This window comes from Streptomyces sp. NPDC048639 (assembly GCF_043199075.1).
In the GTDB taxonomy this organism is placed as follows: Bacteria; Actinomycetota; Actinomycetes; order Streptomycetales; family Streptomycetaceae; genus Streptomyces.
Genome location: NZ_JBICVP010000003.1, coordinates 515,157 through 530,088 on the forward strand (window position 1 = coordinate 515,157; position 14,932 = coordinate 530,088).

The 14,932-nt window shown below is 71.5% G+C and carries 13 protein-coding genes; 4 read left to right on the forward strand and 9 right to left on the reverse strand.

Annotated features, from left to right (window positions below):
- Window positions 1–125: 125 nt before the first annotated feature.
- The gene (locus ACGFNH_RS10540) at window positions 126–449 is read left to right on the forward strand and encodes a WhiB family transcriptional regulator (RefSeq protein WP_393652926.1); all 324 of its coding nucleotides are present in this window, start codon (window positions 126–128) and stop codon (window positions 447–449) included.
- A 473-nt stretch (window positions 450–922) separates the two neighbouring features.
- On the opposite strand, the gene ACGFNH_RS10545 is transcribed toward ACGFNH_RS10540, so the two are convergent.
- Window positions 923–1,789: an RNA polymerase sigma factor SigF gene (locus ACGFNH_RS10545; RefSeq protein WP_393652653.1), complete on the reverse strand. Its 867-nt coding sequence runs from the start codon at window positions 1,787–1,789 to the stop codon at window positions 923–925.
- A 103-nt stretch (window positions 1,790–1,892) separates the two neighbouring features.
- Window positions 1,893–2,345 carry an STAS domain-containing protein gene (locus ACGFNH_RS10550; RefSeq protein WP_393652654.1) on the reverse strand — a complete coding sequence of 151 codons (453 nt, stop codon included), beginning with the start codon at window positions 2,343–2,345 and terminating at the stop codon, window positions 1,893–1,895.
- Window positions 2,346–2,496: 151 nt separating this feature from the next.
- On the opposite strand from ACGFNH_RS10550, the gene ACGFNH_RS10555 reads away from it, so the two are divergent.
- A complete protein-coding gene (locus ACGFNH_RS10555; RefSeq protein ID WP_393652655.1) occupies window positions 2,497–2,832 on the forward strand; it encodes a helix-turn-helix transcriptional regulator in 336 nt (111 codons plus the stop codon).
- Window positions 2,833–3,432: 600 nt separating this feature from the next.
- Here ACGFNH_RS10555 and def read toward each other — a convergent pair.
- The 7 genes from def to ACGFNH_RS10590 form a co-directional block, all read right to left on the reverse strand.
- A complete protein-coding gene (gene def, locus ACGFNH_RS10560) occupies window positions 3,433–4,080 on the reverse strand; it encodes a peptide deformylase (RefSeq protein ID WP_393652656.1) in 648 nt (215 codons plus the stop codon).
- Between the two features lie 157 nt (window positions 4,081–4,237).
- A complete protein-coding gene (locus tag ACGFNH_RS10565; protein WP_393652657.1) occupies window positions 4,238–5,221 on the reverse strand; it encodes a tetratricopeptide repeat protein in 984 nt (327 codons plus the stop codon).
- A gap of 315 nt (window positions 5,222–5,536) precedes the next feature.
- Window positions 5,537–6,811: an HD-GYP domain-containing protein gene (locus ACGFNH_RS10570; RefSeq protein WP_393652658.1), complete on the reverse strand. Its 1,275-nt coding sequence runs from the start codon at window positions 6,809–6,811 to the stop codon at window positions 5,537–5,539.
- A gap of 428 nt (window positions 6,812–7,239) precedes the next feature.
- A complete protein-coding gene (locus tag ACGFNH_RS10575) occupies window positions 7,240–8,736 on the reverse strand; it encodes an HD-GYP domain-containing protein (protein WP_393652659.1) in 1,497 nt (498 codons plus the stop codon).
- A gap of 272 nt (window positions 8,737–9,008) precedes the next feature.
- Window positions 9,009–9,368: a mycothiol system anti-sigma-R factor gene (gene rsrA, locus ACGFNH_RS10580; protein WP_393652660.1), complete on the reverse strand. Its 360-nt coding sequence runs from the start codon at window positions 9,366–9,368 to the stop codon at window positions 9,009–9,011.
- Window positions 9,365–10,033 carry a sigma-70 family RNA polymerase sigma factor gene (locus ACGFNH_RS10585; RefSeq protein ID WP_393652927.1) on the reverse strand — a complete coding sequence of 223 codons (669 nt, stop codon included), beginning with the start codon at window positions 10,031–10,033 and terminating at the stop codon, window positions 9,365–9,367. The genes rsrA and ACGFNH_RS10585 overlap by 4 nt, the downstream gene beginning before the upstream one ends.
- 259 nt (window positions 10,034–10,292) lie before the next feature.
- Complete coding sequence (locus tag ACGFNH_RS10590) at window positions 10,293–10,931, reverse strand: alpha/beta family hydrolase (protein ID WP_393652928.1); 639 nt, start codon at window positions 10,929–10,931, stop codon at window positions 10,293–10,295.
- A 186-nt stretch (window positions 10,932–11,117) separates the two neighbouring features.
- Here ACGFNH_RS10590 and ACGFNH_RS10595 point away from each other — a divergent pair, with 186 nt between their 5' ends.
- Together ACGFNH_RS10595 and aceE are read left to right on the forward strand one after the other, a co-directional pair.
- Entirely contained in the window at window positions 11,118–11,741 is a 624-nt protein-coding gene (locus tag ACGFNH_RS10595; RefSeq protein ID WP_393652661.1) for a GntR family transcriptional regulator, read from the forward strand.
- A 351-nt stretch (window positions 11,742–12,092) separates the two neighbouring features.
- Window positions 12,093–14,810: a pyruvate dehydrogenase (acetyl-transferring), homodimeric type gene (gene aceE, locus ACGFNH_RS10600; RefSeq protein WP_393652662.1), complete on the forward strand. Its 2,718-nt coding sequence runs from the start codon at window positions 12,093–12,095 to the stop codon at window positions 14,808–14,810.
- Window positions 14,811–14,932 lie beyond the last annotated feature (122 nt).

Here is a 14,932-nt window from a genome sequence, read left to right on the forward strand (position 1 = left end):
AACTCGATGGGGTGGTCGTGCGCACCAGGGGTTCCTCCCGCCCGGGGCTGCTCGTACCGTTCCACCCGAACGCCGGACTCGTTGTGATCGGCGGGGATCAGCCGGAGTTGGGAGAGGCGAACGACGTGCACGGCGAATACGACTGGAGCGAACGAGCCATCTGCCGGGTGGGGGACCCGGACGAGCTGTTCGTGGAAGGCGCGCTGCAGAACCGGGCCAAGGCAGCATGCGTGGCCTGCCCCGTACGCACCGAGTGCCTCTCCTACGCCCTCGACCACCGCATCGAGTTCGGCGTCTGGGGCGGCATGACCGAACGCGAACGCCGGGCCCTACTGCGCCGCCGGCCCACGGTGACGTCCTGGCGGCTGCTGCTCGAAACAGCACGGGCAGAACACAGGAACACCTACCTGCGCGCGCCAGAGCCCGACCCGGTCTCCGAAGCAGGATGATCCCCAGGCGGCCACAAAGGCCCCTTCCACGGGGCACGGCGCAGGGCATCCTGACCGAACATCGATTGCGACAGCCACCAGACTCCAGACTGCACAGGGGCGAATTCGGCAGGCCGCCACAGCTGCGGTGGTGTGGCCATGTGCCCTGGTGGTCTGCGGAGTTGATGTCGGAGGCCACCGGGTGGGCGTCCGACGCGATCGGGATGCGGCCATCGGCCCACTGACGGCGATGAGCTCGGTGATGGAGATCTGAAACTCGGCAACTCCCCGCTCGCTGAAGGCCCTTCAGAGAGCGGGGAGTTACGACGAGAGCGCAACGACCAACGCCGTAGCCCAGCCAGACCTCAGCCCCCCTTGCCGCACGACAGCGCTGCATACGGGTTCCGGCCCGGCACGCCCCGAGGCGCGGGGGGGGGTGCCTTGGGCCAGCGGCCGGGCAGCCCTCTCGCACAGGTCCCGCCGCGGCCCTCCCCTCACTGCTGGGTGAGCATGCCCTCGCGTAGCCGGCGGAAGGTGCGGGTCAGCAGGCGGGAGACGTGCATCTGGGAGAGGCCGAGTTCGGCGCCGATCTGGGACTGGGTCATCTCGCGCCCGAAGCGCATCTGGAGGAGGAGCCGCTCCCGTTCGTCCAGTTCGGCGATGAGCGGCTTGAGGGCTTCGATGTCCTCGACGCTGTCCAGGGCGGGGTCGAGGTCGCCCAAGCAGTCGGCGTAGGTGGCCGATCCCTCGTCGCCGTCGTCGACGTGGAGGTCCAGGGAGCTGGCGGTGTATCCGTTGGCTGCCACCAGTCCCTCCCGAACCTCGTCCTCGCTGAGTTGCAGGTGCTCGGCGAGTTCGGCCGGGGTGGGGTCACGGTCCTGGTCGTGGGCGAGCTTCTCCGACGCCTTGGCGATGGCGTAACGCAGTTCCTGCAAACGCCTCGGGACGTGAACGGACCAGGTGGTGTCGCGGAAGTAGCGCTTGATCTCGCCGCGGATGTAAGGGAGAGCGAAGCTGGTGAATTCCACTTCCCGCGTGAGGTCGAAGCGGTCGATCGCCTTGATCAGACCGATCGTGCCCACCTGCACGACGTCTTCCCGCTCCTCGGCCCGGTCACGGAACCGGCGGGCCGCGAACTTCACGAGGTTGAGGTTCAGCTCGATCAGGGTGTTCCGGGCGTACTGGTACTCCGCAGTGCCCTCCTCCAGCGCCGCGAGCCGGTCGAAGAACACCTTCGACAACACCCTCGCATCCCGCGGTGCAACAGCGCCGGGGTTCTCCACCTGTGGCAACGCCTCCGATACCGGGTGCGTCGCGGGAGGCAGTAGCGCCTGGGACGCTGTCTGCTGGGGTGAGGTCATGGGTACCGCCCTCCCTTTCTCGAACCGATCTCGACGCCCGCTGGGCGCCCGCCCACCGGGCCCGAGTCTCCAATTCCTCGGACTCTGAGCACGTGGATGACTTCTATGCCACACCGTCGCCCTTCAAGCTGCCGGCCGGTGGCCGGCTGCCCGCGGGGGGTGTTGGAGTGGCAGGAGCGGTGCTGGTGGTGAAGAGACAGAGCGTGTCGGTCAGGTCGAGCACGCGGCGAACTATCGGGCTGATCGCTCCCAGGGACACGGTCTTGCCGTGTCGCAGTGCCAGCTGACGCAGGGCGAGCAGGACCTTCACGCTGGAGAACGCCCAGAAGGAGACCTTGCTGAGATCGATCTCGATTCCGCGCGCGGAGCAGCTCAACGCGTGGGTGAGCGACTTCTGGAGCGCATCTTCGCTGGCGTAGTCGATCTCGCCGCGCACGACGACCACGGTCAATCCCGTGTCGGGAGCCGTGTAAATCCTCGTCAGGCATGGCGAACTCACCGCCCTGCCGACCGGCTTCTCGAGTTGCGGCTTCGCCCCCCAGGCGAGCGCTGTCACAACCGCCTCTTTCCGAGCATCCACCCCGTTCGCCCTTCTAACAGCCCTGCCTTACAGCCCTGCCGGCGCCGGAACATCAACACGTGCAGCGTGATGCATGAAATATATGTCATGTCTTCCGTGTCGGCCAGGGGGGTCCTAGGATTGCCGCATGGGAGTGCCTGATCCTCACAACGGATGGACGTTCATCACCAATCACGCGCGCGTGCTGGCCGCCATCGCCGATGACCCGAACGCCCGCATCCGCGACATCGCCGCCCACTGCAGGCTCACCGAGCGCGCCGTCCAACGGATCATCGTGGATCTTGAGCAAGAGGGTTACTTGTCCCACAGGCGCGAAGGACGTACGAATACGTACCGGATCGAGCCCGGGAAGGTCCTGCGGCATCCGGCTGAAGCCGGCCTCACCGTCGCCTCTTTCCTCTCTCTACTCGTCCAGGACGAGGCCCGCCGCAGTGGCGACTCGACCTCGTGGGCCGACGCGTAGCACCGGCCAACCCCTCGCGGCTGCCCTCCCTGCGACTTCTGCCGGGCCCATACCGGCGCGCAGCGCCCCCCGTCCGCCCCACGGACCGGTCGGCCGGATCCGCGCACTGCTTCAACCTCCCCGTACGAACGGGATGTTGCGAACCCACGGCCGGCGCTGCCACTCGGCTCATCGGCTTCCGACCCGCACCGGTCGGCCGCATCGCCGTACAGATGGCGGGCTGTCGGCACCGCCCCCGGTGTGGTCGGCGACGCGGATCTGGAGCTGGGTGACGTCGTCGCCGGACATGCCCGGGGAGAGGGTGCGGGCCATGTGTAGCAACTGTCCGCGTGGGCGGTTCCCGCGGTCGCGACCGTACCGGCCGCAACGCCAGCCATGATCATGACAATCGAGCACAAGCCGTACCGTACGTCCGGGCACGAGGCCTTCAGACCGAGCGGGGATGCGTGCTGACGAGAGTGGCCGCGCGGTTGAGCGCGCCAACCGACCGTGCGCGACGCCCTCGTGCCGAGGGGTGCGCGGGCCTGCGGGAGCGGGCGGCAGAAGGCCCCGGCACGAGCGCGTTCAACGGCTCGTCGCGCGACGGGTGTTCGGCGGAGGTCAGTCGTTGGGGACCGTCTCGTACCGCGGCGTGCCCTCTTCCATCTGCCGGAGTGCGTCCTTCCGGTCTCGCTTGGAGAGCCGGTCGATGTAGAGGTAGCCGTTCAGGTGGTCGGTCTCGTGCTGCAGGCAGCGTGCGAAGTAGCCGGTGCCCTCGACGGCGATCGGGTTGCCCTTGAGGTCCTGGCCGCGGCAGACCGCGTAGTCGGGACGGGCCAGCGGGGCGTAGGCGGTCGGGACCGACAGGCAGCCCTCGTTGGAGTCGTCGAGGAGGCGGCGCTCGGCCGGCAGCTCGTCGATCACGGGGTTGCAGATCACGCCCACGTGCCGCGCGCCCTCGTCGTCCGGGCAGTCGTAGACGAACACCCGCTGATCGACGCCGATCTGGTTGGCCGCGAGTCCCACACCCTCGGCCGCCCGCTGGCTGGCGAACATGTCGTCGACGAGCTGCTCCAGCTTCTCGTCGAACGCGGTCACGTCCTGGCAGCGCCGGTGCAGCACCGGGTTGCCCACGACCGTGATCGGGCGGGCGGTCCCGCGCTCGCGGTGCGCCTGCTCCCGCGCCTCGGCGTCCACCGTGTCATCGGTGAACTCCGAGGACTGCGCCTCGGCGTCCGCCACCTGCTGCCCGCTCTCCTGCTGCGCCATCTGAGCCGTACGCCTTCCTCATGCCTGATGCGATGCCCGTGACAGGGCTGACGTACAGGGTACGGCCAGCGACAAGGCGCGCGGACCGGGTCACCGGAGCCCGCCGAATCCTCCCGGCCGGGGGCGGACCGTCGCCTGCCCTCCACTGGACGCCGGGTCAGCAGACCTCTTCCAGGTCCCGCCACGCGCGCGTATCCGGGCTGTCGGCCACCCAGCTGTCGAGCAGGCCGCGGACGAGCCCGGTGGGCGCCGCGATCCCGCACTCGCGCTCCGGCACCCACAGGTCGCCCGCGGTCCTGTGCCCGAGCGGCCCCGGGTGACCCGGCTCACTGTGATCGTGCGGGTCCAGATGCTGCTCGCCGTCCCCCTCGTCGCTGGGCATACGGCTCTCCGAACACGAGCGGCACAGCAGCCGCACCGAGGAGGACCAGTCCTCTGCCGCGAAACCGGCATCCGCGGCGAGCTGCTCCAGGGCGTCCCGGTCACTCTCCCCGGCGGCCTCCAGCAGCACCACCCAGGTCGGTACCGGGGACGGCGCCCACAGCTCGATCTCGTCGAAGACGGGGTACGAGGGGCCGGCGGAGGTGACCCGCTCGCCGTGCGGGACGCCGTCGTGCAGCACGACCTCGCCCCAGCGCCGCCCGGACGAGGGCAGCGGAATGGACAGCACCTCGATGCGCGCCGGGTCGAGCCTGCGGCCCCAGACGACCTCGGCCTCGCCCTCGGGCGAGAGTCGTACGGCGGCGCTGCCCAGCTCCATGCCGACCGGCTCGGTGGCCGGGGCGCCCTCACCGGGCACCTTCAGCCCGTACGCCTGCCAGGCGCGGCGGGCCAGCGGCCAGTCCTGGAGGGCTGTGGCGGCGATGCCGACGTTCCACCAGTCGGGAGCGCCGGCCTCACGGTCGAGGAGCGCGACGGCGCGCAGGCCGGCGGCGCGCGCCTGCTCCCAGTCGTGCCGGAACTTGTGCAGCAGCGCGAGGTTGAACCAGGACTCGGAGAGCCAGGGTTCGAGATCGGCGGCTTGGGTGAGCAGCGCCCCGGCATCCTCGTACCGGCCGTCGCCGATCAGGGTGAAAGCCCGGTCGGTCGCCTGCCGCCACGAGGCGGAGGGCCGGTGCCGTACCTTGCCGAAGATCCTCACGTTTCCCGCCTGCCGATTCGCTCCGTGTCCTTTGCCGTGTGTGCCGTACGTGGGCCGGCCGATGACGGCCAGGACGTCCCTCCCTGTACGGCGTCCCCGGCGCCGCCCTCCCCCTGAGGACAACCTGCCACACATCGCCCACGATCTCAGCCCGGATCCGGACGCTCACCACTGCTTCTTGCCACCCGGGTGACCTCCGAACCCCCTCTTCTCCGCATCCAACCATGACCGTCTCGGCGCGCGCTCATTACCCACCGGTTCTGCGGCTCCAGGCACGGCTGTTGCCCGTCTGTTGCCCTGGTCACCCCCGGCCGGTCACGGGGGCGGGCCGCCCCCGCGCGCGAGCACCCGGGCCAGCGCCTCGACGACCCGCGGCTCGTAGTCCCGTGCAGTGGAGAGGCGGAGCCGTTCGAGGGCACGGAGCGGGCCGCCGAGGCACCCTCCGCTGCCCGCGAGGTCGTCGAAGGCGTTGACGGTGCGGACGATGCGGGCCGTCAGCGGCTGGTCCCGATAGGGATCCGCCTGCCGCTCGACGACCACAGCGACCTCGGCCGGGACCCCCGTCTGCCGGACGACGGCCCCGCCGAGCAGGGCGATACGGCGCTGCTCCTCGGGCGGCAACGGCTCGGTGGCCCCTGCGGGGACGGGGTCCACCAGGGAGAGCTGCCCGATGTCGTGCATCAGCGCCGCGTTCTCCAGCACGGTCAGATCGGGCTCGGACAGCCCCAGCTCGCGGCCGACCGCCCGGCTGAGGACGGCGACCCGGCGGGCGTGCCCCGCGGGCGTGTAGCCCGCGATCTCGGTGGCCCGGGCGAGCGAGGCGATGGTCTGCCGGTAGGTGCTGCGTACGACGGCGTAGCGGCGGAACGAGAACTGCGTGAGCAGCAGCGGCAGGCAGAACACCGGCAGCGCCCACAGACCGGCGACGGCCACGGCGAGCGCGATCACCACCCCGGTCGCGCAGATCGCGGAGCCGATGCCGATCAGGGCCCGGAGTTCGTCCCGCAGGAAGGGGCCGAACGGCCAGCCGGTGCGGGCCCGCGCAAGGGCCGCACACAGGACGGCGTCGCAGAGGGAGGTCAGGGCGAGCAGAAGGACGAGCAGGACGACGTAGTACGGGCCTTGGCCCAGCCACTCGTCCAACGAGCCGGAGTTGTACAGGGGTTGGAAGCAGGTGGCGGCGAACGCGACGGTCAGGATCCGTCGCGCGAGGTGGTCCAGGACGGGGCCGCGGCCCAAGGCGACGTGCGGTGCGGTGCCCGCCAGTGCGGCCGCCCCGACGACGGTGACGACCTGGGGCACGCCGTGTGTCGACGGGGCCCCGGCGATCTCGCCGAGCATCGCGTAGGCGAGGGCACCCGCGGCACCGAGCGGGGCGGCCTCGCGTCCGTCGGGGCCCCAGCGGAGGAGTTCGCCGACCGTGATGAAGACGCCGAAGGCGAGTGCGGCGCCCGGCTCGTGGATCCCGTGCCAGAGCGTCCAGGCGAATCCGGCGGCGCCGAGGACCGCCCCGGCGATCCGTACACCGAGGACCGCCCAGGGCACGGCGGCGGACGGCGCACCCGGGGACCCGTACCGGCGCTCGGGCACGGGCCCGGGCTGTCCCGTGTGCGGTGCGGTGGCACGGCCGCCCCCGGGGGCGTCGCTCAGCCTGCCTTCGGCGGGCGGCGGTACGGGGCCGGCGGGGCCCGGGATCCGGCCGGCGGAGCCGCCCGGCCGGACCTGCTCGTCCGCTCCGGCGCCGCTTGCGGGATCCGGTGCGGGGCAGCCGGATTCCGTTACCGGGCAGCCGGATTCCGATGCCGAGCCGTCGGATTGCGATGGCGGGCCGTCGGGTTCCGATGCCGGGCAGTCGGGCTCCGGTGCCGGGCAGTCGGGTTCCGGTGGGGCGCTCTCCCGCTCATGTGCGGCCCGGCCCCCGGTTCCGGCCTCCGGCGATCCGGGGGCGGGTACGGGATCAGGAGGGCGGGACGCGTCCGGCCGCCCGCGCGACGGCCGCTGCGAGGACGGTCCGCCCTTCACCCGGAGCCTCCTCGGTCCGCAGGTCCTGAAGCCGATTGCCCGCGCGAGCCCACGGTCCGCCGCGCCGCCCCCGAGGCCGCGGCGGCCCCAGAGGCAGACCCCGAGGCGGAGTACGACGGCTCGGACGGTGCTGCGCACTCGGTACGGGCCGCCGGCTCGCGGCCCGCTGCGGGGACGTTTCCGCAGGGATCCATGGCGGTCGGCGCGTCCGCGGTGACCACGGGGTGCCACCCATGGGTGGCGATCGCCCGGTCCAGCGCCCGCACCATCCGCGGGTCGAACTGCGCCCCCGCGCACCGCCGCAGCTCCTCGACCGCCACGGCAACCGGCCGTCCGCGCCGGTAGGAGCGCGTCGAGGTCATCGCGTCGAAGGCGTCGGCGACCGCGACGACGCGGGCGCACTCGGGGATGCGCGCGCCGGAGAGCCCGTATGGATACCCGCGCCCGTCCAGCCGCTCGTGGTGGTGCAGGATCGCCGCGCGCGCCTCCCCCAGGAAGCCGATGCCGCGCACCATCTCGTGCCCGTACTCGGGGTGCAGTTCGATGACCCGTCGCTCCTCGGGTGTGAGCGGGCCGTCCTTGCGCAGCAGCCGTGTGGGGACGCCGAGTTTGCCGACGTCGTGCAGGATGCCGGCGAAGCGGAGAGTCTCGATCCGGTCGTCGTCCATACCGAGCTCGCGGGCGATCATCACCGAGGCACGCCCCACGCGCTCGCTGTGGCCGCGCGTGTAGCGGTCCTTGATGTCGACGGCCTGGACCAGGGCCCGGATGGTGGCCTGATGGGCGGCGCTCTCACGGTGGTACTGCCCGAACACCCAGCAGGAGACGTACATCGGCAGCAGCACCAGCAGCGCGGCCACCGGCCCGTACGGGCTGCGCCAGAGCACTGCCATCATCAGCCCGGCCAGCCCGTGCACCAGGTGCGGGGCGAGCGAGCCGAGCACGGGCACGCGCCACGCGGTGCCCGGCGGGCAGCGCTCGGCGAAGATCAGGATCCCGCCGTCGAGGGCGGCGAGGACGAGGCAGAAGGCGACGGCGCCCGCGGCGGCGGGCAGCAGGGCGTACGGGAAGTCCGCGGCCGACACCGCGTTCGGGACACCGCCGGAGAATCCCCCGCCGTTGAAGGCCAGCGCCGCGGCGTACGAGGCGAGCGGGAACTGCGCCGCGTGCCACACCCGCCGGAGCCAGACCGGGTGCTGCTCCACACGGCCGACCAACGCTCCGGGCACGGCCACGAGAGCGGCGGCCGCCGGCGGCAGCAGATACGCCCCGGCCAGCAGGACCGGGACGAAGGAACCCATGCCCGTGGGCGCCCGATGACCCATGAACGGGCAGCGGGTGAGCTGCTCGCAGAGCGCGTACAGCAGAGCGAGAAGGGCGACTACCCTCCAGGGCGTCCCGGCACCGGGACGAAACGCGGGCCCGGCGCACGCCACGGCGGCGAGCACGGCGCACAGAATGTACGCGCGAGCCCCCGGCGGCACAGCTCGCATGACAGGTCCTCCCCCTGCTCACCGCGCACCGGTTCTCCTGTCGGCGCACGCGTCAGGAAGGGGAGAATAGGCCCGCATCCGGGCCGGGGAAGGGTCATCCGCGTATTAGGCCTTCCGAGGCGTTCGTATTCGCACCTTCGGGTGACACGCAGACGATGAAACGCCCCGAAACAAGCCGCCACGGCCGGTCATGACAAGCCGTGTTCGCGTCGTGCTCGGGCGGCCGGTCCGTCACCGGCCGTGCTCGGCGGCCGCCCGGCCGCCGCGGGGAGTCAGGCCGATTCGGCGGTACGGGTGGCCCGGGCGGACGCGTCCGCGTCCTGCGCCTGCTGCTCGGCCACCGCCTGCTCCATCACGGACTGCTCCGGTACGGCCTCGCCGGCCCGGATGAGCTCGATCCGGCCCATCACCTTGGACCGCAGGTCCGCCGGCACGTCGTCATGACCGCAGCAGCGCTTCACGAGCTTCTTGACGGCCTGCTCCAGGCCGTACTTCTCCAGGCACGGCGAGCACTCGTCGAAGTGCTCCTTGAACTTGGCGCTGTCGACCTCGGGCATCTCACGGTCGAGGAACTCGTAGAGGTGGTCGAGGACTTCTGAGCAGTCCGTCTCATGCGGATCTCCGCAGCTCATGATCCCGCGCCTTTCCGATCGTTCGACTCGGTCGACGCAGCGCCCGCACCCGCGGGGACGAGCCCGCGATCACGGGCGTAGTCCTCCAGCAGACCACGCAGTTGGCGGCGACCGCGGTGCAGCCGCGACATCACTGTGCCGATGGGTGTTGCCATGATGTCCGCGATCTCTTTGTACGCAAAGCCCTCGACGTCCGCGAGGTAGACCGCGATACGGAACTCCTCCGGGATCGCCTGCAGCGCCGCCTTGACGTCCGAATCGGGCAGGTGGTCGAGCGCCTGCGACTCGGCGGAGCGCAGCCCGGTGGACATGTGCGACTCGGCGCGCGCGAGCTGCCAGTCCTCGATGTCCTCGGCGGCACTGCGCTGCGGCTCGCGCTGCTTCTTCCGGTAGGAGTTGATGAAGGTGTTGGTCAGGATCCGGTAGAGCCACGCCTTCAGATTGGTGCCCTCACGGAACTGGTGGAACGAGCCGTACGCCTTGGCGTACGTCTCCTGCACCAGGTCCTCGGCGTCCGCCGGATTGCGCGTCATGCGCAGCGCGGCGGAGTACATCTGGTCGAGGAAGCCCAGGGCATCCCGCTCGAAGCGCGCATTGCGCTCGGCGGCCGTCTCAGGGGACCGGCCGTCGTCGGTCCCTTCCTCGGTGCCGGTGACCGGACCCACCTCCTCCACTGCCTGCGCGGAACCGAATGGTGATCCGCTCGAATCGGAGGATAGACGACGATCCACTCCGCCCGCCGCTCCTTGCAGAGCGGGCTGCGCAACCGCCATCTGCGACCACAGCACGTCGGAGGCCTGCGGACGGGGCGGGCATTGGATCGAACCCATGCGGGAGACTCCCTCTGCTGGTGCCAAGCTCTAAGGACATCCCGCACAACGCGACTCCGGCGCGCCGCATTCCCGGCCGCCGCGGTGATCCCCGTCAGCCGTCGGTCGGAGTGCTCTCCAGCCATGCGGAGACGGCGTCGACGATCAGCGCGAGCGCCTCCTCCTGGCCGAGATCCGCCGACTTGGGAACGGCGAATCCGTGGTCGCCGTGCGGCACCTCGACGATCCGGGTGCCGGCGGGGAACTCGTCCGGATGCCCGAAGGGGTCCCGGCCGCCCTGGACGACGAGAGTGGGCACCCCGGCCCCGGTCAGCTCGTCGGCGCGCGACTTCTCCGGGCGGCCCGGCGGGTGCAGCGGGAACGACAGCGCCAGCACGGCCTGCACGCCGAGAGCACGCGCCGTACGGCAGGCAACCCGCGCGCCCGCGCTGCGGCCGCCCGCGACGACCGGGAGTCCCGGCTTCTCCAGTACGGGCCACAGAGCGGTCCAGGCCACATCGAGGGTCTTCGGCGCGGGCGCGACCTTCTTGCCTGCGACCCGCCACGGCTGCTCGACGAGCGCGACCGTCACGCCGCGCGTGGGCAGGACCCCGGCCAGGGCCTGGAGATCGCGCGCCTCGATGCCGCCGCCCGCGCCATGGCTCACGGCCAGCACCCGGTGCGCCTGCTGGGCGCCGCGGCACCAGGTGATCCGCGCGTCGCCTGCCGGTGTGGGAACAACCTCGGTCTCGATCACCCCACCATCCTGCCCCGCCGGACGCCCTTGCGCCGCCTCGCGCCCCGGCCGTGTCCCGTAACGCCCTGCGCCGCCTGTGTTCCTCCTCACGCGGGCGTTCCGTTCACCTGCGGGGCCACCGGCGCGGGGCCCGGCCGTATTGTCGGGGGCGCCGCCCGCCGCCTCCCGAGGAGCAGCTCCCCCATGGCCCCACCCGTCGTCCACTCCCTCCGCGAGCAGATCCGCGAGCACATCGTGTCGGGGATCATCAGCGGGCGGTGGAAGCCGGGCGAGCGGATCGTGGAGCGGCGGATCGCGGTCGAACTGGAGGTCAGCCAGGCGCCCGTACGGGAGGCTCTGCGCGAGCTGGAGGCGCTGAGGCTGATCGAGTCGACGCCCAACAAGGGCGTACGGGTGCGGAGCCTGGCCGTCGCCGACCTCGAGGAGATCTACCCGGTACGGGCCGGCCTGGAGCAGATCGCGGCCGAGCTGGCCGCGCCCCGGCTCGGCGAGGACGTCTCGGTCCTGGAGCCGGAGGTCGCCGCGCTCCACGAGGCGGACCGCGCGGGCGACGCCGAGGCGCAGGTGCGCCATACGGTCGCGTTCCATCGCGAGCTGGTCCGCGCGTCGGGGAACAGCGTGCTGCTGCACACCTGGGAGTCGCTCGGCATCGAGGTGTGGACGGCGCTCTCGATCCGCTGGCTGGGCACCCGGCAGCAGGCGTACGCGGAGGAGCACGAGGCCGTGGTGGCGGCGTTCCGGCGCAAGGACCCGCGGGTGGGCGAGCTGATCAAGGAGCATGTGCTCTCCTGCGCGCCGCGCGCCTAGCGTTTCTCCTTGCCGCCTGCATGCAGGGCCGCATGCAGGGCCGTACGCCTCACGCCCTGGCTGACCGGCGGATGCCGGATGCCGGATGCCGGATGCCGGATGCCGGGGGTGAACGGCTCACGCATGGCTATGCACCGGGTGCCGGGTTCCATGGCACGGAATGCCAATTTCACGGTTCGGAGAACTTTTCCGTCCGTCCCACTTTGATCGATCATCGATCAGATCTACATTGGCTCCTCGGGCCCACCGGCCTCGCCCTGCCCACCCCCCGGCAGGACCCGTGTCTCACCGTCTCGTCCCCGCCCCCACGCGGCCGGAGGCGGGACCAGTCATCAGTCGAAGGCGGCCACCATGACCGACGTCGTGCGCAACCAGCCGAGCGGGCTCGACCAGCTCCCCGACCGCGACCCCGAGGAGACCGCCGAATGGGCGGCCTCGCTCGACGCCGTCACCCGCGCCGCTGGGCCGCACCGCGCCGCGTACCTGATGCGCCGCACGCTCGAGCACGCCGAGGGCAGCGCTCTCGCCCTGCCGAAGCTGCTGGAGACCGACTACGTCAACACCGTCCCGACCGCCGCCGAACCCGCAATCCCCGGCGATGAGGACATGGAGCGCCGGATCACGGCCTGGAACCGCTGGAACGCAGCCGCGATGGTCACCCGCGGAAGCCGCCACGGCCTCGGCGGCCACATCGCCACCTACGCCTCCGCGGCCTGGCTCTACGAGACCGGCTTCAACCACTTCTTCCGCGGCAAGGAGGGCGAGGGCTCGGGCGACCAGCTCTTCATCCAGGGCCACGCCTCCCCCGGCATCTACGCCCGCGCCTTTCTCGACGGCCGCCTGACCGAGGGCCATCTCGACCGGTTCCGGCAGGAGGCGGGCGGCGAGGGCCTCCCCTCGTACCCGCACCCGCGGCGGCTTCCCTGGCTCTGGGAGTTCCCGACCGTCTCCATGGGGCTCGGCCCGCTCTCGGCCATCCACCAGGCGCGCTTCAACCGCTATCTGCAGCACCGCGGCATCAAGGACACCTCGGCCTCGCACGTGTGGGCGTTCCTCGGCGACGGCGAGATGGACGAGCCGGAATCGACCGCCGCCCTCGCCCTCGCCGGCCGTGAGGGCCTGGACAACCTGACCTTTGTCGTCAACTGCAATCTGCAGCGGCTCGACGGGCCGGTCCGCGCCAACTTCAAGATCGTGCAGGAGCTGGAGGCCCAGTTCCGCGCCGCCGGCTGGAACGTCGTCAAGTCCCTCTGGGGCTCGGAGTGGGACGCGCTGTTCGCGCTCGACACCACGGGCGCTCTCGTACGGCGGCTGCGCGAGATCCCCGACGGCCAGTTCCAGACGTACGCCACCCGCGACGCAGCCTCCATCCGCGAGCACTTCTTCGGCAGCGATCCGGCGCTCGCCGAGATGGCGAAGGTGCTCACCGACGCGCAGATCGCCGCCTGCTTCCACACCTCACGCGCCGGCCACGAGCCCCGCAAGGTCTACGCGGCCTACCGTGCGGCCGTCGAGACCAAGGGCGCGCCGACCGTGATCCTCGCGCAGACCGTGAAGGGGTTCACCCTCGGTCCCGGCTTCGAGTCGCGCAACGCCAACCACCAGATGAAGAAGCTGACGGGCGTGGAGTTCCGCGCCATGCGCGATCTCCTCGAACTCCCCATCCCCGACAGCGAGCTGGGCGAGGACCTGGTGCCGTACGCGCACCCCGGCCCCGACTCCCCCGAGGTCCGCTACCTCCACGAGCGGCAGGCGGCCCTCGGCGGCCCCGCTCCGGCCCGCCGCGTACACCCGGTGGCGCTGCCCGAGCCGTCCGCCAAACCGTTCGAGGCCCTGGCCAAGGGGTCGGGCAGCCAGGAGATCGCCACCACCATGGCCTTCGTCCGCCTGGTCAAGGACCTGATGCGGGAGAAGGAGACCGGACGGCGCTGGGTGCCGATCGTCCCCGACGAGGCGCGCACCTTCGGCATGGAGTCCCTGTTCCCGACCGCCGGGATCTACTCCCCGCTCGGCCAGACCTACGAACCGGTCGACCGCGATCAGCTTCTCTACTACAAGGAAGCCCAGAACGGTCAGATCCTCAACGAGGGCATCACGGAAGCCGGTTCGATGGCCGACTTCACCGCGGCCGCCACGGCGTACGCCACGCACGGCGAGCCGATGATCCCGTTCTACATCTTCTACTCGATGTTCGGATGGCAGCGGACTGCCGATCAGATGTGGGCGCTCGCCGACCAGTTGGGACGCGGCTTCCTCATCGGCGCGACCGCCGGGCGCACGACCATGACCGGCGAGGGCCTCCAGCACGCCGACGGCCACTCGCACCTGATCGCCTCCACCAACCCGGCGGCGCTCGCCTACGATCCCGCGTTCGCCTACGAGGTGGGCGTGATCGTCCGCGAGGGTCTGCGCCGGATGTACGGGCCGGAGGCGGAGGACGTCTTCTACTACCTCACCGTCTACAACGAGACGAAGGTCCAACCGCCCATGCCGCAGGGCGCGGATGTCGAGGACGGCATCCTCAAGGGCCTGTACCGCTACAAGGAGGCCGCGTCGCTGGAGGGCGCGTCTCTGGAGGGCGCATCGCTGGAGGGCGCGCGGGAGTCCGATGCCCCGCGCCTGCAGCTCCTGGCCTCCGGAACCGCCATCCACTGGGCGCTGGACGCCCAGCGCCTGCTCGCCGACGAGTGGGGTGTGGCCGCCGACGTCTGGTCGGCGACCTCCTGGAGCGAGCTGCGCCGTGACGCCCTGTCCTGTGACGCGGCGCAGCTCACGGGCGAGGACCGGGTCCCGTACGTCACGCGAGCCCTGGCAGGCGCACCGGGCCCGGTCCTCGCCGTCAGCGACTGGATGCGGGCGGTCCCGGACCAGATCGGCCAGTGGGTGCCGCAGGACTGGAACTCGCTGGGCACGGACGGCTTCGGCCTCTCCGACACCCGCGAAGCCGCTCGCCGTCACTTCGGCGTCGACCCGCAGTCCGTCGTCGTCGCGGCGCTCGCGGCGCTGGCACGGCGCGGCGAGGTCAAGCAGGAGACGGTGCGCGAGGCCCGCGAGCGGTACGGGCTGTGAACGCGGCGGTGGGGTCCGGCCGGTCACGCCCCGGCCGGGCCACCACCGCCGTCACCCACGCCGGGGACGGCGGAACGTCACCGCGGCCGGGGACGGAACATCACCCGGGCCGAGGACGGCCA